This is a genomic window from Phenylobacterium sp. (genome assembly GCF_024508875.1).
Classification (GTDB): Bacteria; Pseudomonadota; Alphaproteobacteria; order Caulobacterales; family Caulobacteraceae; genus Phenylobacterium.
Window position 1 is genome coordinate 1 of record NZ_JANINU010000336.1, and the last position, 17,827, is coordinate 17,827.

Annotated in this window: 18 protein-coding genes and 1 pseudogene; 8 read left to right on the forward strand and 11 right to left on the reverse strand. The window is 70.9% G+C overall.

The genetic code is table 11. From position 1 onward, the window contains the following. The 5 genes and pseudogenes from Q0L11_RS22235 to Q0L11_RS22255 form a co-directional block, all read left to right on the forward strand. Positions 1 to 130 (forward strand): annotated as a pseudogene (locus tag Q0L11_RS22235) (imidazole glycerol phosphate synthase subunit HisH); the annotation flags it as partial. Next, entirely contained in the window at positions 127 to 849 is a 723-nt protein-coding gene (gene hisA, locus Q0L11_RS22240) for a 1-(5-phosphoribosyl)-5-[(5-phosphoribosylamino)methylideneamino]imidazole-4-carboxamide isomerase (RefSeq protein WP_296600213.1), read from the forward strand. The pseudogene Q0L11_RS22235 and the gene hisA, both read left to right, overlap by 4 nt. Beyond that, positions 846 to 1,622 (forward strand): imidazole glycerol phosphate synthase subunit HisF, encoded by a 777-nt coding sequence (hisF, locus tag Q0L11_RS22245; RefSeq protein WP_296600214.1) that lies wholly within the window; start codon positions 846 to 848, stop codon positions 1,620 to 1,622. Before hisA ends, hisF begins: the two co-directional genes overlap by 4 nt. A 12-nt stretch (positions 1,623 to 1,634) precedes the next feature. Further along, positions 1,635 to 1,958, forward strand: coding sequence for a phosphoribosyl-ATP diphosphatase (locus Q0L11_RS22250; protein ID WP_296600215.1), 324 nt, complete (start codon positions 1,635 to 1,637; stop codon positions 1,956 to 1,958). A gap of 210 nt (positions 1,959 to 2,168) precedes the next feature. Then, positions 2,169 to 4,088, forward strand: coding sequence for a pyrroloquinoline quinone-dependent dehydrogenase (locus tag Q0L11_RS22255; protein ID WP_296600217.1), 1,920 nt, complete (start codon positions 2,169 to 2,171; stop codon positions 4,086 to 4,088). 167 nt (positions 4,089 to 4,255) lie between these two features. Here Q0L11_RS22255 and Q0L11_RS22260 read toward each other — a convergent pair whose 3' ends face one another. Genes Q0L11_RS22260 through timA form a run of 3 tightly spaced genes read right to left on the reverse strand, consistent with a single transcriptional unit; the run spans position 4,256 to position 6,506 of the window. Next, positions 4,256 to 4,759 carry a Smr/MutS family protein gene (locus Q0L11_RS22260; RefSeq protein ID WP_296600218.1) on the reverse strand — a complete coding sequence of 168 codons (504 nt, stop codon included), beginning with the start codon at positions 4,757 to 4,759 and terminating at the stop codon, positions 4,256 to 4,258. Next, positions 4,756 to 5,883, reverse strand: a complete 1,128-nt coding sequence (locus tag Q0L11_RS22265; RefSeq protein WP_296600219.1) for an MltA domain-containing protein — start codon at positions 5,881 to 5,883, stop codon at positions 4,756 to 4,758. Before Q0L11_RS22265 ends, Q0L11_RS22260 begins: the two co-directional genes overlap by 4 nt. A 5-nt stretch (positions 5,884 to 5,888) precedes the next feature. After that, a complete protein-coding gene (gene timA / locus Q0L11_RS22270; protein WP_296600221.1) occupies positions 5,889 to 6,506 on the reverse strand; it encodes a TIM44-related membrane protein TimA in 618 nt (205 codons plus the stop codon). Between the two features lie 177 nt (positions 6,507 to 6,683). Here timA and secB point away from each other — a divergent pair, with 177 nt between their 5' ends. After that, on the forward strand, positions 6,684 to 7,169 hold the full coding sequence (secB, locus tag Q0L11_RS22275; protein ID WP_296600222.1) for a protein-export chaperone SecB: 486 nt from the start codon (positions 6,684 to 6,686) through the stop codon (positions 7,167 to 7,169). Between the two features lie 200 nt (positions 7,170 to 7,369). Here secB and Q0L11_RS22280 read toward each other — a convergent pair whose 3' ends face one another. The 3 genes from Q0L11_RS22280 to Q0L11_RS22290 form a co-directional block, all read right to left on the reverse strand. Continuing rightward, a complete protein-coding gene (locus Q0L11_RS22280; RefSeq protein WP_296600224.1) occupies positions 7,370 to 7,726 on the reverse strand; it encodes a hypothetical protein in 357 nt (118 codons plus the stop codon). Positions 7,727 to 8,669: 943 nt separating this feature from the next. Then, positions 8,670 to 8,981 (reverse strand): hypothetical protein, encoded by a 312-nt coding sequence (locus tag Q0L11_RS22285; RefSeq protein ID WP_296600225.1) that lies wholly within the window; start codon positions 8,979 to 8,981, stop codon positions 8,670 to 8,672. Between the two features lie 644 nt (positions 8,982 to 9,625). Further along, positions 9,626 to 10,537 carry a LysR substrate-binding domain-containing protein gene (locus Q0L11_RS22290; protein WP_296600226.1) on the reverse strand — a complete coding sequence of 304 codons (912 nt, stop codon included), beginning with the start codon at positions 10,535 to 10,537 and terminating at the stop codon, positions 9,626 to 9,628. A 78-nt stretch (positions 10,538 to 10,615) separates the two neighbouring features. Between Q0L11_RS22290 and Q0L11_RS22295 the strand changes: the two genes are divergently transcribed. Further along, complete coding sequence (locus Q0L11_RS22295; RefSeq protein ID WP_367183477.1) at positions 10,616 to 11,452, forward strand: SDR family NAD(P)-dependent oxidoreductase; 837 nt, start codon at positions 10,616 to 10,618, stop codon at positions 11,450 to 11,452. 63 nt (positions 11,453 to 11,515) lie between these two features. Here Q0L11_RS22295 and Q0L11_RS22300 read toward each other — a convergent pair whose 3' ends face one another. Next, positions 11,516 to 12,811 (reverse strand): amidohydrolase family protein, encoded by a 1,296-nt coding sequence (locus Q0L11_RS22300; RefSeq protein ID WP_296600227.1) that lies wholly within the window; start codon positions 12,809 to 12,811, stop codon positions 11,516 to 11,518. Continuing rightward, positions 12,808 to 14,277: an amidohydrolase family protein gene (locus tag Q0L11_RS22305; RefSeq protein ID WP_296600229.1), complete on the reverse strand. Its 1,470-nt coding sequence runs from the start codon at positions 14,275 to 14,277 to the stop codon at positions 12,808 to 12,810. The genes Q0L11_RS22300 and Q0L11_RS22305 overlap by 4 nt, the downstream gene beginning before the upstream one ends. Positions 14,278 to 14,461: 184 nt before the next feature. Here Q0L11_RS22305 and Q0L11_RS22310 point away from each other — a divergent pair, with 184 nt between their 5' ends. Then, positions 14,462 to 15,877 carry a hypothetical protein gene (locus Q0L11_RS22310; RefSeq protein ID WP_296600231.1) on the forward strand — a complete coding sequence of 472 codons (1,416 nt, stop codon included), beginning with the start codon at positions 14,462 to 14,464 and terminating at the stop codon, positions 15,875 to 15,877. Between the two features lie 77 nt (positions 15,878 to 15,954). Here Q0L11_RS22310 and dnaQ read toward each other — a convergent pair whose 3' ends face one another. The 3 genes from dnaQ to Q0L11_RS22325 all read right to left on the reverse strand — a co-directional run. Then, complete coding sequence (dnaQ, locus tag Q0L11_RS22315) at positions 15,955 to 16,659, reverse strand: DNA polymerase III subunit epsilon (RefSeq protein WP_296600232.1); 705 nt, start codon at positions 16,657 to 16,659, stop codon at positions 15,955 to 15,957. Positions 16,660 to 16,791: 132 nt separating this feature from the next. After that, positions 16,792 to 17,391, reverse strand: coding sequence for a dephospho-CoA kinase (coaE, locus tag Q0L11_RS22320; protein WP_296600234.1), 600 nt, complete (start codon positions 17,389 to 17,391; stop codon positions 16,792 to 16,794). Then, positions 17,388 to 17,827: shikimate dehydrogenase (locus Q0L11_RS22325; RefSeq protein ID WP_367183478.1), on the reverse strand; the 440-nt coding region annotated here is incomplete at its 5' end. The genes Q0L11_RS22325 and coaE, both read right to left, overlap by 4 nt.

Here is a 17,827-nt window from a genome sequence, read left to right on the forward strand (position 1 = left end):
TGTGGACCACGGCGGCCGGTTCCCCGCGGCCGTCGCGCGGGACAATGTCGCCGGGGTTCAGTTCCACCCCGAAAAATCGCAAGCCGCCGGCCTCAAGCTTCTGGCCGCCTTCCTGGAGTGGCGCCCTTGATCCTCTACCCCGCCATCGACCTGAAGGACGGCCAGTGCGTCCGGGTGCTGCACGGCGACCTCTCCACCGCGACCGTGTTCAATAGCGACCCCGGCGCCCAGGCGAAGCAGTGGGCCGCCGCCGGCTTCCACTGGATCCACGTGGTCGATCTCAACGGCGCCGTCGAAGGCCAGGCCGTGAACGCGCCCGGCGTCGAGGCCATCCTGTCGTCGGTGTCGGTGCCGGTGCAGCTCGGCGGAGGCATCCGCACGCTGAAGGACGTGGAGCGCTGGATCGAGGCCGGCGTCAGCCGCGTGATCCTGGGCACCGTGGCGGTGAAGCAGCCCGACATCGTCATCGCCGCCGCCATGGCCTATCCCGAGCAGATCGCCGTCAGCGTCGACGTCCGCAAGGGCAAGGTCGCCGTCGAGGGCTGGACCGCCGACTCCGACCTGGACGCGATCACCGTCGCCAAGCGCTTCGAGGACGCCGGCGTCGGCGCCCTGATCGTCACCGACATCGACCGCGACGGCACCGTCATGGGCTTCAACGTCGAGGCCTTCGGCGCCATGGCCGACGCGGTCTCGATCCCGGTCATCGCCGCCGGCGGCCTGGCCACCGTGGACGACATCGCCAAGCTCAAGGCCCGCAAGGGCGTGCCGGTCGCCGGCGCCGTCCTCGGCCGCGCCCTCTACAACGGCGCCATCGACCCGGCCCAGGCCCTGGAGATCGCGGCGTGAGCCTGAAGGTGCGCCTGATCCCATGCCTGGACGTCAAGGACGGCCGGGTGGTGAAGGGCGTGCAGTTCGTGAACCTCGTGGACGCGGGCGACCCCGTCGAGCAGGCCCAGGCCTACGACGCCGCCGGCGCCGACGAGCTAATGTTCCTCGACATCACGGCCAGCCACGAGAACCGCGGCATCATCCTCGATGTGGTGCGCCGCACGGCCGATGTCTGCTTCATGCCGCTCAGCGTGGGCGGGGGCATCCGCAGCGTCGAGGACGGCCGTCGCCTGCTGCTGGCCGGCGCCGACAAGATCTCGATCATGACCGCCGCCGTGAACGACCGCGACGTGGTCAGCCGCTGCGCCGACGCCTTCGGCAGCCAGGCCGTGGTGGTCTCGGTGGACGCCAAGCGCACCGGCGACGGCAGCTGGGAAGTCTTCACCCACGGCGGCCGCAATCCCACCGGCCTCGACGCCGTGGACTACGCGGTCGAGGTGGTCGCCAAGGGCGCGGGCGAGATCCTGCTCACCTCCATGGACCGCGACGGCGCCAAGACCGGCTACGACCTCGACCTGGTCCGCGCCGTCAGCCATGCGGTCTCGGTCCCGGTGATCGCCTCGGGCGGGGCCGGCAATACGCGGCACCTGGTCGAGGCCGTCCAGGCCGGGGCCGACGCGGTGCTCGCCGCTTCGATCTTCCACTTCGGGGAGGTCTCGATCGGCGAGGCCAAGGCCGCCATGGCCGCCGCCGGCATCCCCGTCCGCCTGACCGAGCCCGTCCCCGCCTAGCTGGAGGCCCGCATGAGCCGCTTCACCGACGTCGTTGGCCGCCTGGCCGAGACCATCGAAAGCCGCCGCGGCGGCGACACCTCCAAGTCCTACACCGCCCAGTTGCTGGGCGACATGGACCGCGCCGCCAAGAAGATGGGCGAGGAGGCGGTCGAGACGGTCATCGCCGCCGCCCAGGGCGACCGCGAGGCGCTGACCGCCGAAAGCGCCGACCTGCTCTACCACTGGCTCGTCCTTATCGCCGCCGCCGGCGTCAGCCTCGACGAGGTCGCCGAAAAGCTCGAAGCCCGCGAAGGGACCTCCGGCCTCGCCGAAAAGGCCGCCCGCAAGGCCTAGTTCCTCCCCCGCTGGGGAGGGGGACCGCGAAGCGGTGGAGGGGGTCATCCACGGCGGTTGAGGACCCCTTCAGTCGGCATTCGCCGACAGCTCCCCCAACGGGGCGGTGGAGCAATACCTTTCCCGCTCGTCCCCACCGCTCGTCCCAGCCGGTCAGCCGCTCGCCCCACGCCCCCTTCCCCGCCCGCCGCGCTGGGCGATCATCGGCGCATGACTCAGCGCCTCCTCGCGTCCGCCGCCCTCCTGACCCTCGCCGCCTGTAGCGCCCCGCCCGCGCCGGCGCCCGCCGCCGATGTCGGCTGGCCCTCCTACGGCGGCGACGCCGGCGGCCAGCGCTTCTCGTCCGCGGCCCAGGTCACCCCCGCCAACGTCAAGCGCCTGAAGGTCGCCTGGCGCTATTCCACCGGCGACCTCGCCACGCACCGCGAGGCGCTCGAGCGCGCCGCCTTCGAGGCGACTCCGATCCTGGCCGGCGGCCGGCTCTATCTCTGCACGCCGTTCAACGTCGCCAGCGCCCACAACCCGGCCACCGGCAAGGCGCTGTGGCGTTTCGATGCGAAGATCGACACGTCGTTCAGCTATCCCAACAGCTTCAACTGCCGCGGCGTCGCCTACTGGCGCGACCCCGCCGCCCCCGCGGGCGCGCCCTGCGCCGAGCGGGTGTTCATGGCCACCAACGACCGGCGCCTGTTCGCCCTCGACGCCGCCACCGGCAAGGCCTGCCCCGGCTTCGGGACCGGCGGCGCGGTCGACGCCATGCCGGGCGCACAGCTCCGCCGGCCGGCCGGCGCCCAGATCACCTCGGCCCCCGTCGTCGTGGGCGGCGTGGTGGTCGTCGGCTCGTCCATCGACGACAACCAGCGGGTCCACGAGACCTCCGGCGCCGTCCACGCCTTCGACGCGGTCACCGGCGCGCTGCGCTGGAGCTACGATCCGCTCTCGGGTGCGAAGCCGGCCGTCGCCGCCGGCGCCGCCAACGTCTGGGCGCCCATGTCGGTCGACGAGGCGCGGGGCCTGGTCTTCCTGCCCACCTCCAGCCCCAGCCCTGACTTCTACGGCGCCGCGCGGCCGGGCGACGCCGGCCACGCCAATTCGGTCGTCGCGCTCCATGCCGACACCGGCGAACTGGCCTGGGCCTTCCAGACCACCCACCACGACGTCTGGGACTACGACGTCCCGGCCCAGCCCACCCTCGGCGTCGTCGGCTACGGCGGCCAGGCGCGCCCGGCGGTGATCCAGACCACCAAGCAGGGCCTGATCTTCACGCTCGACCGCCGGACCGGCCAGCCGATCATCCCCGTGGAGGAACGCCCCGTGCCCCAGGGCGGGGAGGTGGGGGAGGTGCTCTCGCCCACCCAGCCGTTCCCGGTCGCCCCGGCGCCCCTCGCCCCCAACCGCATCAAGCCGGAGGACGCCTACGGCCTCACCCCCTGGGACCGCGACGCCTGCCGCAAGCTCATCGCCGGCGCCCGCAACGAGGGCATCTACACCCCGCCGTCCACCAAGGGCACGATCCTCTACCCCTTCACCGGCGGCGGCTCGAACTGGGGCGGCATCGCCTACGACGCCGGTCGCGGGATCGCCTTCGTCAACACCTCCTCGGCGCTGCACAAAGTCACCCTGATCCCCAAGGGCCGGGTCGCCGGCGAGCGCAAGGCCAACCCGGGCGTCGAGATCAGTCCGCAGGAGGGCGCGGCCTTCGGCATGCGCCGCGAACTGCTCCGCTCGCCCCTGGGCCTGCCCTGCAACCCGCCGCCCTGGGGCGTGCTGTCGGCGGTCGACATGACCACCGGCAAGATCCTCTGGCGCTCGGTGCTGGGCACGACCCGCGACCTCGCGCCGGGCTCGCAGCTCTTCACCAAGGGCGTCGGCACGCCCAACTTCGGCGGCCCCATCGTCACCGCGGGCGGCCTGGTCTTCATCGGCGCGGCCATGGACAACTATCTCCGCGCCTTCGACGCCGCCTCGGGCCGCGAGCTCTGGAAGGGCCGCCTGCCGGCCGGCGGCCAGGCCACGCCGATGACCTATGTCTGGAAGGGCCGCCAGTACGTCGTCATCGCCGCCGGCGGCCACGCCAAGTCCGACACCAAGCGCGGCGACCAGGTCGTGGCCTTCGCGCTGCCCCAATAGTTCCTCCCCCATCCACCCCCTCTGGGGGTGGTTCGCGAAGCGAGGGGGGCCGGTCGCATCGCGACCGGAGGGGGAGGTGGCGCGAAGCGCCGGAGGGGGTCCTCAGCCGCCAGGGATGACCCCCTCAGTCGCCTGCGGCGACAGCTCCCCCACAGGGGGGAGCAACTTTAACCTCGCCCCTTCCGCTTCAGCGCGACGTACAGCGCCCCGGCCCCGCCGTGGTGGCGGGCGGCCTCGGAGATCCCCGCCACCACATGGCTGAGGTGGGCCTCGCCCAGCCAGTCGGGCACGCGCTTCTTCAGGATCCCGTCGCCCTGGACGCCCTTGCCAGTGATCACCAGCACCGCGCGCCAGCCGTCGTCGAAGGCGCGGAACAGGAAGGCCTCCAGCGCCGCCTTCGCCCGGTCCTGGGTCAGGCCGTGCAGGTCGATGCGGGCGCCGATCTCCTCGCGCTCCCGCACGATCCGGTGCCGGCGGTTGGGCTCGATGCCCTCCAGCGCCTCGCGCAGCCGCTGCTTGGCCGCCTCGGCGCGCTTCGGCTCGATCCGCGCCGGGGCGTCGAGCGTCTGCGGCATGGCCTTCTTCGGCGCGCTTCGGCCGGGCAGGGGATGGACCGTGGCCGCCACCATCGACCAGATCTTCTGCTCCTCGGGCTTCAGCGGCCGCTTCATGGCCGCGGGACCAGCCGGTAGAGCCGCAGCGTGTGGCGCACGCGCCCCGCCTCGGCGCCGGCGGCCGAGCCTTCGCCCAGGTAGAGGTCGGCCCGCACCTCGCCCTTGATCGCCCCGCCTGTGTCCAGCGCGGTGGCCAGTCGGCGATAGGCCGGGAACGCCCCCGCCAGCAGCGGCGCCTCGGCGTCCACCCACAGCAGCTCGCCCATGGCGTGGAAGCCGGGGTCCACCGCCACCGCGCGGCCGGCGGGCAGGGGGATGTTGGCCGCCCCCACCGGCGGCTTGCCGTCGTCGGGCGCCAGGCGGAAGAACGCATAGCGCGGGTTCAGCCGCATGATCTCGTCCGCCTCGGGTCCGCGATGCGCCGCCAGCCACTGCCGGATCGCATCGCCCGAGGTGTTGTCCCGCGCCAGCAGGCCGCGGTCGCGCATCGGGTTGGCCACGCCCATGAACGGCCGGCCGTTGTTCGCGGCGTACAGCGCCTTGATCCGCTGTCCGTCGTCGAACACCAGCGTCCCCGACCCCTGCACCTGCAGGAAGAACAGCTCCTCGGGCCGCATCCAGGCCAGCGGCGCGTCGATCGGCGTCGCCTCGATCGCCGCCCGGTCGGGGTAGGGCTCGGTCATACCGCCCGGCAGGGTGCGCACCACCGCCCCGCCGTCCGCCAGCGCCAGGTCGGCAGGCTTCGGCCGCACCGGCGCGCTGAACTCGGCGTCCGGCGCGCGCCGCGCCTCGTAGATCGGCGCGAAATAGGCGGTCAGCACCCCGTCGCCGGCCAGCCGCTCGGCCTGGAAGAACGCCTCGAAGAACGCGCGGCCCACGCCGGGTCCGGTCTCGCGCACCGCCTTGGCCCGCCGGCACAGTTCGGCCATCGCTGGGTCCCGCGCCGCGTGGCACGTCGCCCGCCAGGCGGCGAAGGCGGCGTCATGGTCCTCGGCCGCCCATCCGGGCAGCTCCGACACCTCCACCACCCTCGGCGGCGCCGGGGCCGGCTGGGGCGCGGGCTGCGGGGCCGGGGTCGGCAGCGGCGGATAGCCGGGCGGGATCGGCCCATGCTCGTACGGCGTGGCGCACGCGGCGACGCTCAGCGCGGCGAGCGCGGCCGCCAGGACCCCCCAGCGCACGGCCCTTACGCCTCGGCGGCGTCGACGTGGACCAGGGTCCAGTTGGGGTCGCGGCTCTTCAGCCGGCGCTCGAACGTCCAGAGCTCGGCGGTGCGGCGATCGTCGACCCCCTCGCCCTCGGGCCCCTTCGTCCGGCTGCGGAACTCGGCCAGGAAGCGGACGGTGATGTGCGCCAGGTCGCCCTGGGTCACCTCGGCCTTCTCCAGGTCGGCGCGCGGCGGATGGAAGAACTCCACCGTCTCGGTGCGCCCGTCCGCCTCGCGCGCGTCGATGGCGCCCTCGAAGCTGGCCAGCACCGACGGCGCCAGCAGGTTCCGCAGCGTGGCCCGGTCGCCCTCGGCGAACGCCTTGACGATCATCTCGTAGGCGCCCTTCGCCCCGTCCAGGAACCGATTCATGTCGAACGCCGGGTCCTTGGACTTCACCGCGGCCAGGCCGGTCAGCTCGACGCCCTCGTCCGGCGTGTCCAGCACGGGCGCGCGGCGCGCCACGGTCGGCCCGCCCACCGGCGCGGCGGGCTGGTCTTCCGGCTGGCGGCCCACCCGGCGGCCCAGCACCGAATAGAGCTGGTACAGCACGATGACCGCGAGGCCGGCGAAGATGATCAGTTCGAGGACTTGCAACGAAGGGCTTTCAGGACTGGCTAGGCGTTGGCGACCTTATACGCTCAATCTCTCAATATAGTCCGCAGGAACGCCGGCGTCAGGGGCGGCGTTGCATGTCCTGGGGCGCCATGATAGCCGCTCAGCCCCAACGGGCGCGATCCTCGCGCCATCACCATAGAGAACTCCAGTCAGATCATGAGCGAAGTCGACCTCGGCGCGGGCGCGCCTCCGGCCCAGGGCGGCGAGCCCGGCATCCGCATCCTGGCCCAGTTCATCCGCGACCTGTCGATGGAGAACCCGCGCGCGCCGGACGCCCTGCGCCCCAGCCAGGACCAACCGCAGATCGACCTGAACGTCGAGATGAACGCCCGCGGCCGCGAGGACGGCCTGTTCGAGGTGGACCTGAAGCTCTCGGCCCGCGCCGCGCGCCCCGACGGCCCGCTGTTCCATGTCGAGCTGCTGTACGGCGGCGTCTTCCAGATCGGCGGCGTGCCGGCCGAGGAGATGGAGCCGGTGCTGCTCATCGAGTGCCCGCGCTACCTGTTCCCCTTCGCCCGGCGCATCATCGCCGAGGTCACCTCGGAAGGCGGCTTCCCCCCCTTCCTTCTCGACCCCATCGACTTCGCCGGCGTCTACGCCGCCCGCAAGGCCCAGTCCGACCCCACCGTCGGCCACGCCTAAGCCACGCCGCGTCCGGCCCCTCCCCTTAATGGGGAGGGTGGCGAGCGAAGCGAGACGGGGGGAAGAGTGGGCCAGGCCCCGAGCCGGGTCACCTTTCCCCCCGATCCCCACCCCCAATCCCCAACCAACGTTCACCTCCCCCGCGAAGCGGCGGGAGGTGAAGAGCCCTCGGCGCCGGGTCTTCCGGCCGCCGCTCGGGCTTAGGGCAGCTTGCGGTCGGCGTTCCAGTTGAACAGGAAGTTGCGGTGCTCGGCCCAGGTCTGGCCAACCGCCTGTGCGCCGTTGAGGCACACTGACGTATGGTATGGGCCCGCGCCGTCCGTCGTGCGGAAGCTTGCGCACGTCCGACCGCGATCGGTCTTCCAGCGCCCGGCCTGGATCTCGCTGTTGTAGAACGTTCCGGTGACGACCCCGTCGTCGCCGAGGCGCAGAACCATGGGCTGAGAGTAGGGTCCCGAAGACTTTGTCGACAGGTCGACGACCCATTCCCCGGCAAGGCCGGTGGGAGCCGATGCGCCCGTCGCGGCAGCCAGGAGCGCCAAGGCGGCTATGAGCATTACGTCTCCTCGAACAAGTCCGCCGCCAGGCTACTTCGCCAGACTGCCCGCGGGAATGGGTCGAGAACGAGCCAAACCGGTAAGCCGGTAGGCTGCCGCGCCACCGCCCCCGCCGCCGACCTTCACCTCCCCCGCGAAGCGGCGGGAGGGGGACCAGCCGCCGAGCCGCAGGCGAAGAGCGGTTGGTGGAGGGGGCGGGCGTCAAGCTCGGCATATCGAACAGCGGGGGTCGGCGCGGCGCCTGGGGCCCGCCCCCTCCACCACGCGCTCTACGGCCGGCTGCGCCGCCCTCGGCGGCTGGTCGCCCTCCCGCCGTTGCTGCCGCGACGGGGGAGGTAAGGGGTCACTTCAGGCCCACAGCGCCGGCCCCATCCACCCCCAAACACCATCCATCCGGCGCATCGGCGGGGCGGGCGGCGGACCGTCCTGAACTCGATCTCGCGGCCCCACGCCTGCCTGCCGGTCGAGGCGTGTCAAGGACGCGCCCCCCGGGCGCGCCGCCCCGCGGCTGCCTTAGGCCAGTCCTTGAGACGCTTCGGTCGGCAGCCTCCAATCCACCCGTGAGACCGAAGCCTTCCTCTGCTTCGGAAGCATCGTCCATCGCGGGCGTCAGCAGCTAGGTGGTCCGCGCCGAGGGTGGAGGCGCAGGTTCGCACGCGTGGCGAGGAGATCTCCGTTCTGGACCGCCAGCGCCTTAATGGCTGCATCATCCTCAATAAGGCGTTTGGATCGCTCTGCGATCACCTCGCTCCAGTAGCCGATGTCGCCAACCCAGATCGTAACGTGGACCATTCAACGCGGAAGTTGGAAGCGGCCGCTTCACAACGAAAACCTGCAGCGAAGCTCGCATCGAACTATGAGGCTCTGACCGATGAGGAGGCGGCGCCCGTTCTGGCCTGGGTCCGTGAGGCCGAACTATCGCTCCTGTGCCCGCCTGCTTCCCTCATTCTTCGCAAAGCGCTGCAAAGAATGCCCACGCCACGCGGGCCATTGGCGAGGTCATACGGCGAAAGGCCAGATTTTCGTCAACTCGAGAGAACACCTGCGCGTATGCAAATATAAAATCACGCCCTTCAAGTTTATGCGTTGGAAACAACACATCCTTCCATTCTGGAAGCAAATTCAAATAGGATGAGAGGTGCTCCGCCGTATCTACGGAAGAGGCTAGTTCTATAAAATCGTCAAGTGAAACATCACTGTCCATTTGCAGCAGGTGCGTGACGCGCCTGAGCGTTTGATCGAATTTGCACATCATCTGAACCTCGACGATCTAACACTCTTCTGCTTGCCCGGCTCCAATTCGGAGCTCTTCAAGCGTCGTCTTGATAGTATTGATCGTCTTACCTGCAAGCTGAAACGCAGCAAGTCCAAGCGGCGCTGCGCTCTTCCAGCTGCCCACTTTGCCTAAGAGCTTCGGCCACCTCCCAAATGGCGGGGTCCTGGTTGGTCCCAATCTCTGCTAGAGGGCGCTTTGGAACCAATCCCCCACGGATCACTGTCTCGCTCCGAGCCACGCGCCCGCAGCTGCACCAGGATGGGCGCTAGCGGTGCCGGGCGGGGGAAGGAAGGTGGCTGAAGTTCTGCATCCGGGTGGGCAAGCCAGCGTCCGCACTTGGCGCATCGCCACCCCTACCGCCCCACCCCCATCACCACCCCAATATACCGATCCCGCAGCGCCCGGTTCCCCGCCGCGCCGCGGGGGGCCTCGGGCCAGTCCTTGAGACGCCTCGGTTGGCGGGCTCCAATCCACCCATGAGATCGAAGCCTTCCTCTGTCCTGGGGAGGACTCTAGACCGCTCATCTCCGAGGTGCGCAGCGACAGCCTCGCCGAAGTTGCGCCGTTTGCACGCGCGCAGCGGACAGGTCCGCCTGGGCTGACCGCGCTGGAATCCAGCCTGCCTACGGGCTGCCGCCACCTGCGTGGCGGGACCGCGACGCCGTGAGCGTGTCGATGTTCTCCAGGAAGAACTTGAGGATCGGCGACGGGTTGTCCGGGCGGTAGCCCGCCGCCACCTCGATCACCGGCCCATTGCCGACGAGAGGCCGGCTCACCAGCGACGCGGGCAGCAGAGGCTCGACATAGGCCGGCAGGAGCGTGACGCCGCCTGTCGAAGCCACGAGCGATATGCCGGTCGCGAACCCGTCTAGGAAATGCGTCGGGGAAACGGTCACGCCGCGTTCGCGCAGGTATCGGTCGACGATGCCGCGCAGCACGTGAGGCGTCTCCGAGTACCCGATGAACCCGTGCGGATCGAGATCCCGCGGGTCGATAGCTGTGTCGCTAGCCAACGGATGGTCCCGCGGAAGGATCACCACGATCGGTTCGTGCGCGATGACCTTGTAGCTGACGTCGGGCCGCGGCTCGACGCGGGAGAAGCCGAGATCGATGTCTCCGCGCTCCACGGCGTCGGCCACATGGGGTGAGAAATCACTCGAGACGCGAAGGTCGATGTCCTTCAGTTGGTCCTTCAGCACGTGGGTCACGTGCCGCAGCCACTCGACCTCCTGACCGGTGAGGAAGCCCACCGCGAAGCTTGTCTTGGCAGGGCGCGCCACGCGCCTTGCCGCCGCCACGGCCTCGCGTGCCTGGTGAAGCGACAACCGCGCATGTTCGAGGAACGCCTGGCCTGCCGGCGTGAGCTCGACGCCGCGGGACGTACGCAGAAAGAGCTGGGCGCCGACCTCTTGCTCCAGGTCCCGGAGCTGTCGGCTCAGCGACGGCTGGGCCGTGTGTAGCCGCTTCTCGGCCGCAACGGTGAGGCTTCCCTCCTCGGCGACCGCAACGAAGTACCTGAGGTGACGCAGCTCCATGACAGGTCATGCCTGTGAGGTATTGCTGACCAAGAAACAAGGACGTTCTTTTATCGCACGCCCCTCGGTACCTCGTCGATGTCGATCACCAACCTCTGCCGCCTGGGCATGACGCGGGCGGAGAGGCCGCCGACGCCGTCACCAGCCAAGGAGCAGACCATGACCACCATCTCGATCGTCACCGGGGCGAGCCGCGGGCTCGGCCGCAATACCGCCCTCAGCATCGCCCGCCACGGCGGCGACGTGATCCTCACCTACCGGAGCGGCGCAGATGGCGCCCAGGCTGTCGTCTCCGAAATCCAGGCGCTCGGCCGCAGGGCCGTGGCCCTGCAGCTCGACGTCGGCGACGTCGCAAGCTTTCCGGCCTTCATCGAGCGCGTCCGCTCGGTGCTGAAAGGCACCTGGAGCCGCGACCGCTTCGACCACCTCGTGAACAACGCGGGCCACGGCGAGATGGCCGCCTTCGCGGAGACGACCCAGGCGCAGTTCGACCTGCTGTTCGATGTCCACGTGAAGGGCGTCTTCTTCCTGACCCAGGGGTTGCTGCCGCTGCTGGCCGACGGCGGGCGGATCGTGAACTTCTCGTCGGGGCTCACGCGCGTGACTTACCCCGGCTTTGCGGCCTATTCGGCAGCCAAGGGCGCCGTCGAGGTTCTGACCGCCTACATGGCCAAGGAACTTGGGGGGCGGGGCGTGACGGTGAACACCATCGCGCCGGGGGCCATCGAGACCGACTTCCTCGGCGGAGCGGTCCGCGACACACCGGCCTACAACGAGGCTTTCGCCGCCATGACGGCGCTGGGGCGCGTCGGGACACCGGACGACATTGGTCCTGCGGTGGCCAGCCTGCTCGGTTCCGACAATCGCTGGATCACAGCGCAGCGGATCGAAGTGTCCGGCGGTCAGAACATCTGACGCGAGAGGCCGTGGACGATGGGTGGCTTCAAGAGCGCGCCGCAAGCGGGCCTTGGGCCGCCCTCACTTCCCCGGCGCCATAACCGCCCCGATATACCGGTCCCGCAGCGCCCGGTTCCGCGCCGTCAGCGGCTGTTCCGCCCCGCGGATCATCACCATCCGCGCCACCGTCGTGGTCTCCAGGGGATCGCCGCTCCACAGCACCAGGTCGGCGTCCTTGCCTGCTTCGATCGACCCAAACCGGTCGGCCATCCCGAAGATCCTCGCCGGGTTGATCGTGATCGCCGCCAGCGCCTCGTGCGGCGTCAGGCCATAGCGCGCCGTCCGCCCGGCGATGAAGCGGGGCGTGCGGATCAGGAAGACGATCCGCGCCACGCTGGGCTTGAAGGCCACCAGCACGCCGGCGTCGTGCAGGATGGCGGCGTTCTCGTAGGTGGCGTTCAGGTTCTCCCACTGGAACGCCTGGTTCTCCTCGGCGTCGATGACCACCGGGACGTTGGCCGCGGCGATCTCCTTGGCCACCATCCAGGCCTCGGACCCGCCCGAGAGGATCACCCGCACCTTCTCGGCCTTCGCCAGCGCCAGCACGTTGCGGATATCCGAGGCGCGGTTGGCCTCGATCAGCAGCGGCTCGCGCCCCTGCACCACCGGGACCAAGGCCGCGAGGTCGGCCCGCGACAGCGACAGCTCCTCCAGCCGCGCCGGATCGACCGAGGCGGGGTTGCGGGCATACGCCCGTGCGTCGGCGAAGGCCTGCTTCAGCAGCGTCATCAGCGCGCCACGCGAGCCGCCGGCCGCCGAGGCGCCCATCTCGCCCGCGTCGAGGTACAGCGCCACGCGGGGCTTCACCGTCAGGTCGCCGCCCTCGGTCCCCAGGTCGGCCAGGTGGATCACCGCCGCCTGGCCGCCGAAGACCCGCGCCGGCGCGTTCGGCCCCCGCATCTGCGGGTTCGGGGTCACGACCGCGCGAGTCACGCCCTCGATCCGCGCCTCGGGGATCTGCGGCGAGTTCGGATTGACGTCCTCGTCGATGTCGAAACCCGCCGTCAGCAGGCTGTTGGACGAGCCGCGCCCGCCGTAGCCGCTGCCGATGGTGTCGTTCAGGGCCATGGGCGAGACCGTGGCGGTGATCCCCGGCGTCAGGATCTGGCCCCTGGCGTCGATCACGCGGGCGTCCTTCGCGATCGCCACCTTCGCGCCCACCGCGGCGATCTTGCCGTCGCGCACCACGACGGTCCCGGTCGGCAGGTCGCCGGCCGCGCCCATGGTCAGGACGCGGGCGCCCACGATGGCCACCGTCTCGGCGGCGGCCGGGGTCGCGGCGGCCAGGGCGGCGGAGAGGAGCAGGGCGCGGATCATTGGCTCACCCCCAGGCCGCGCGGCGCCGGCCGGGCCGGCGATATTGGCCGCTTGGTGTTGCCCAGCTCGAAGTCGGATTGCGGCTGGCGCGCCGGGTGGGCCCGGTCGTAGCTCAGCACGCCATCGATGAAGACCAGGTCGGGCAGGGCATAGACGCTGAGCGGGTCGGCGTCCCACAGCACCACGTCGGCGGCCTTGCCCACCTCCAGCGAGCCGGTCTTGTCGGCGACGCCGATCACCTTGGCCGGGTTGATCGTGAACCAGGCGATGGCCTGTTCCGGCGTCGTGCCCAGCCCCGCCTCGCGGCCCGCGGTCATCGCCCGCGCCGCCTCCTGGTTCAGGTGCTGCATCAGCATCACGTTGTCGGAGTGCATGGTGGCGATCCCGCCGGCCTTCTGCACGAAGGCGGCGTTCTCCATGATCGAGTCGTAGGCCTCCATCTTGTAGCCCGACCAGTCGCCGGCCCAGGTCACCACCGCGATCTGCTCCTTCGCCAGCAGGGGGGCGATCTTGAAGGCCTCCAGCGCGTGGTGGAACGCGGCGATCTTGAAGCCGAACTCGTGGCTGAGATCGATCATCTGGACCATCTCGTCGGCGCGGTAGCAGTGTATGTGGACCTTGATGTCGCCGTTCAGGGCGCCGGCCACCGTCTCCAGCATCAGGTCGCGCCGGGGTGGGTCGCCGCTCCCCCGCTTCTTCCAGTCGGCCCAGCTCTGGGCGTAGGCCTGGGCGGCGATGAAGGTGTTGCGATAGCCCATCATCCCGCCGGCCCGGGTGCCGGCCTTGCCCGGCCCGCCGCCCGTGGGGTTCTCGCCGCACGCCATCTTCAGGCCGTAGGGCGCGCCAGGGAACTTCATCCCCTGCGGCGCGATCGCCGGCACGTTCTTCAGCGTCACCGTCCGGCCGTTGAACAGGTTGGCCGAGCCGGGGAGGATCTGCATGGTCGTGACGCCGGCCTCGCGGGCGCGCTCGAACATCGGGTCCTGCGTCCAGACCGAGTGCTCGATCCAGATTCCGCCGGGGTTGGGGCCGTTCTCGTTGCTGTTGTCGCCGTTGGCCGGGCCGGGGCTGGAGCCGGCGCCGATGTGGGCGTGGGGGTCGACGATCCCCGGCGTGATCCAGCGGCCGGTCGCGTCGATCACCGTGGCGTCGGCCGGGCGGGCGATGTCCTTGCCCACCGCGGCCACCTTGCCGTCGCGGATCAGCAGCGACCCGCCGTCGATCCGCGGGCCGGCCGCCGTGTAGATCGTGGCGTTCACGAACAGCACCGCCCCGCTGGCCTTCGGGCTGTAGGTCGAGGGGAACGGATCGGGCCGCGCCGAGGGGTCCAGGCCGGCGCGGATCGGCTTCGGCGCCGGCGGCGGCGCGGCGCTGGCGGCCGGTTTCGCGTCGGCCTTCGTCGTGGTGGCGCAGCCCGCGAGCGGCAGGGCGATCAGCGCCGCGCCCGCGAGCAACCGAGCCGCCATGCCAAGTCCAAGCCTGCGTCTGCGCCAGTCTTGCATGCGAACACCCCGGACACGTCTACCCGAGCATCAATCTAATGCAGCGTCGGCGCAATATTTATTCGAACTATGTTTCCTGGCCTCTGTCGTGGCATCATCCATTCACCGGGAACACTGTTCGCGCATAGTTTCACTTGAGGGGCGGCACATGGCTTGGGATCGGCGCAGCGTTCTGGTCGGCTCGGCGGCGGCCCTGGCGGCGGGCGCGCTGCCGGCGGCGGCCCAGACCTCGACCAGCCCGACCGCGATCCCCACCGCCGTGCGCGAGGGCCGGATCACCGTCCGCGGCCGCACCATCGACTACCGCGCCGAGGCCGGCGAGCGGGTGATGACCAACCCCGCCGGCCAGCCCCGCGCCACCATCTTCTCCGTCGCCTACCTGCAGAAGGGCGCGAACCCCAAGACCCGGCCCGTCAGCTTCGTCTGGAACGGCGGCCCTGGCGGCGCCACCTGGCACCTGCGCGAGCACCTGTCGCCCAAGATGACGGTCGCGGCCAAGATGCGCGGCCACTACGCCTTCGTCGCCAACCCCGACAGCCCGATCGACGCCACCGACCTCGTCTTCATCGACGCGCCCGGCACGGGCTACAGCCGCTTCTTCACCGAGGACGCCAAGCCCGAGTACTGGGGCGTCGAGCAGGACGGGGCGGCCTTCGCCGACTTCATCGCCGGCTGGCTCGCCGACCACGGCCGGCTGGGCTCGCCCGTCTTCCTGATCGGCGAGAGCTATGGCGGCACGCGCGCCGGCCAGATCGCCAAGGTCCTTGCCGCCCGCCCCAAGCCCGTCGGCCTCGCCGGCGTTGTCCTGATCTCGCCCACCCTGGGCAGCGGGGGCCCGCCGAACGCGCCGGCGCCCGTCCTGGCCCTGCCCAGCCTCGCGGCCGTCGCCCACTTCCACAAGCGCGGCGCCTACGCGAACCTGCCGCTGGACCGCCTCGTCGCCCAGGCCGAGGCCTTCGCCGACGGCCCCTACGCCCGGATGCTGGCCCAGGGCCAGGTGACCCAGGCCAACGCCGACACCGTCGCCGGCTACATCGGCCTGCCGCCGGAGGTCGTCTACGACGCCAAGCTCGCCCCCTCGCTGCAGCAGTTCCGCACCGGCCTCATCCCCGGCGAGCGTCTCGATGGCGGCGACGGCCGCGAGCACCGCGTCCCGCCGCCGCCGGCCCAGGACACCGTCGTCTCCGCCAACGACGCCTACGACCTGCACGCCGCCATCGTCGGCCTGCTCACCGACGAGCTGGGCTACACCCCCGCCGGCCCCTACGTCCGCGACCCCGTCGAGGCGAACCGCCGGTGGAACCAGACCCTCACCGGCCCGGCCTACACGCCGCAGATCCTGCGGGGGCTGCCATCGAAGCCGAAGGTGTTCCTGGTCGCCGGCTGGTACGACCTCATCGTGCCCTACCGCACCCCGGTGAACGCGCTGGCCGCCGCCGGCCTTGGCGAGCGCCTCGAAACCCACGTCTACCCGACCGGCCACGGCGTCTACGAAGACCTGGCGAGCCGTCCCACCGCGACGGACGACCTGCGCGCGTTCTACCGGCGGGTGGCGAGGGGATAGGGGGTCCATTTGCTCCCCCGTCGGGGGAGCTGTCGGCGAAGCCGACTGAGGGGGTCTTCAACGGCGGTGGAGGAACGTCAGAGCCCGAACTTCCCCCAGAGCTCCTCGCCCTTGACCTTCTCGCGGATGAAGGCGGCGTGGATCTCGCGCTCGGCGTCCGTGGAGCGGAAGGCCAGCGGCCGCGGCCGCGCGCCGTATTCGTTGCGGCTCGCCACCGCCACCGCATTGACCATCGCGGCGCTGGACAGTTCCAGCCGCCGCTCGCGCCCGCCCGACAGCTCCAGATAGACGGCCGCCAGAAGCTTGGCGTCGATCAACGCCCCGTGCTTCTCGCGCTCGCTCAGCGAGATCTTGAACCGCTTGCACAGCGCGTCCAGCGAGTTGTGCATCCCCGGGAAGCGCTGCTTGGCCAGCGCCAGGGTGTCGATCCACCGGTGCTCGGGAATCTCCTCGCGGCGGATGTTCGCCAGCTCCCAGTTCACGAAGCCGCGGTCGAAGCCCGCGTTGTGCGCCACGATCGGCGCGTCGCCGATGAACTCGATGAACGCGTCCACCACCTCGGGATGCTCGAACCTCGGCTTGCCGCGCAGGAACGCCGCCGACAGCCCGTGCACCTTCTCGGCCTCGGCCGGCATGTCGCGGCAGGGGTCGATGTAGACGTGGAAGCTGCGCCCCGTGGGCACGAAGCCCTCGATCTCCAGCGCCGCCAGTTCCACCAGCCGGTCGCCGGTCTTGGGGTCGAAGCCGGTGGTCTCGGTGTCGAGGACGATCTCGCGGGCCATGGGATTCTATTGCCCCGATCCGGGCACGCCCTTCAACTGTTCCAAGCACCCTGCGGCGTCAGCGCCACTACCGATCCCCCGATCCACTCGTCATGGCCGGGCTTGACCCGGCCATGACGAGCAAAGAGGAAGCTAGGCGCCCCCAGCCCCCCGCAGCTCCGCCACGATGGCGCCCACCTGTTCGCGCGCAGCCTCCAGCCCGCGGCCGGTGTCGACCACATAGTGCGCCCGGGCCCGCTTCTCGGCGTCGGCCATCTGCTGGGCCAGGATGGCGTCCAGGCGCTCGGGCGTCATGCCCGGCCGGGCCAGCACCCGCTCGCGCTGCATCTGCGCCGGCGCCGAGACCACCACCACTGCATCGACGTTTGCGTGGCCGCCGGTCTCGAACAGCAGCGGCACGTCGAACACCACCCAGTCGCAGCCGTCGGCCTCGGCCTTTTTCAGGAAGCCCACCCGGTCCAGCCCTACCAGCGGGTGGACGATGGCGTTGAGGCGCTTCAGCTCGTCGGGCTGGCCCAGCACCCGCTGGCGCAGCTCCTCCCGATCGACCCGGCCGTCCTTTACCACGCCGGGAAACGCCTCGCCCACCGGGCCGACCGCCGCGCCGCCCACGTCGTACAGGTCGTGCACCGCCGCGTCGGCGTCGTAGACCGGGATCCCCGCCTCGCGGAACATCGCCGCCGTGGTCGACTTGCCCATGCCGATGGAGCCGGTCAGGCCGATGATCTTCATGGATTCAGCACCTTGAGGGCCAGCCCCCGCACATCGACGTCCGCCGGCGGCGCCACGCCATAGAACGCTTCGAACGACGGCGCGGCCTGGCGGACCAGCATCTCCAGCCCGTCCACCGTCCGCCGGCCCAGCGCCTTCGCCTGTTTCAGGAAGGCGGTCTCCAGCGGCTTGTAAAACATGTCCATCACCACCGCGTCGGCGGGCGTCGCCGCCAGCGGCACGTCCAGCCCCTGCTCCGGGCTCATCCCCGCCGCCGTGGCGTTGATCACCGCGGTCACGCCGGCAAGCTGCGCCGCCGCGTCGGCCAGGGGTGCGGCGGTGACCTTGGCGCCCAGGTCGATGGCCAGGTCCTGCGCCCGCGCCAGCGTGCGGTTCAGCACCCTCACCTCGGGCGCCCCGGCGAGCAGCAGCGCCGCCACCGCGCCCCGCGCCGCGC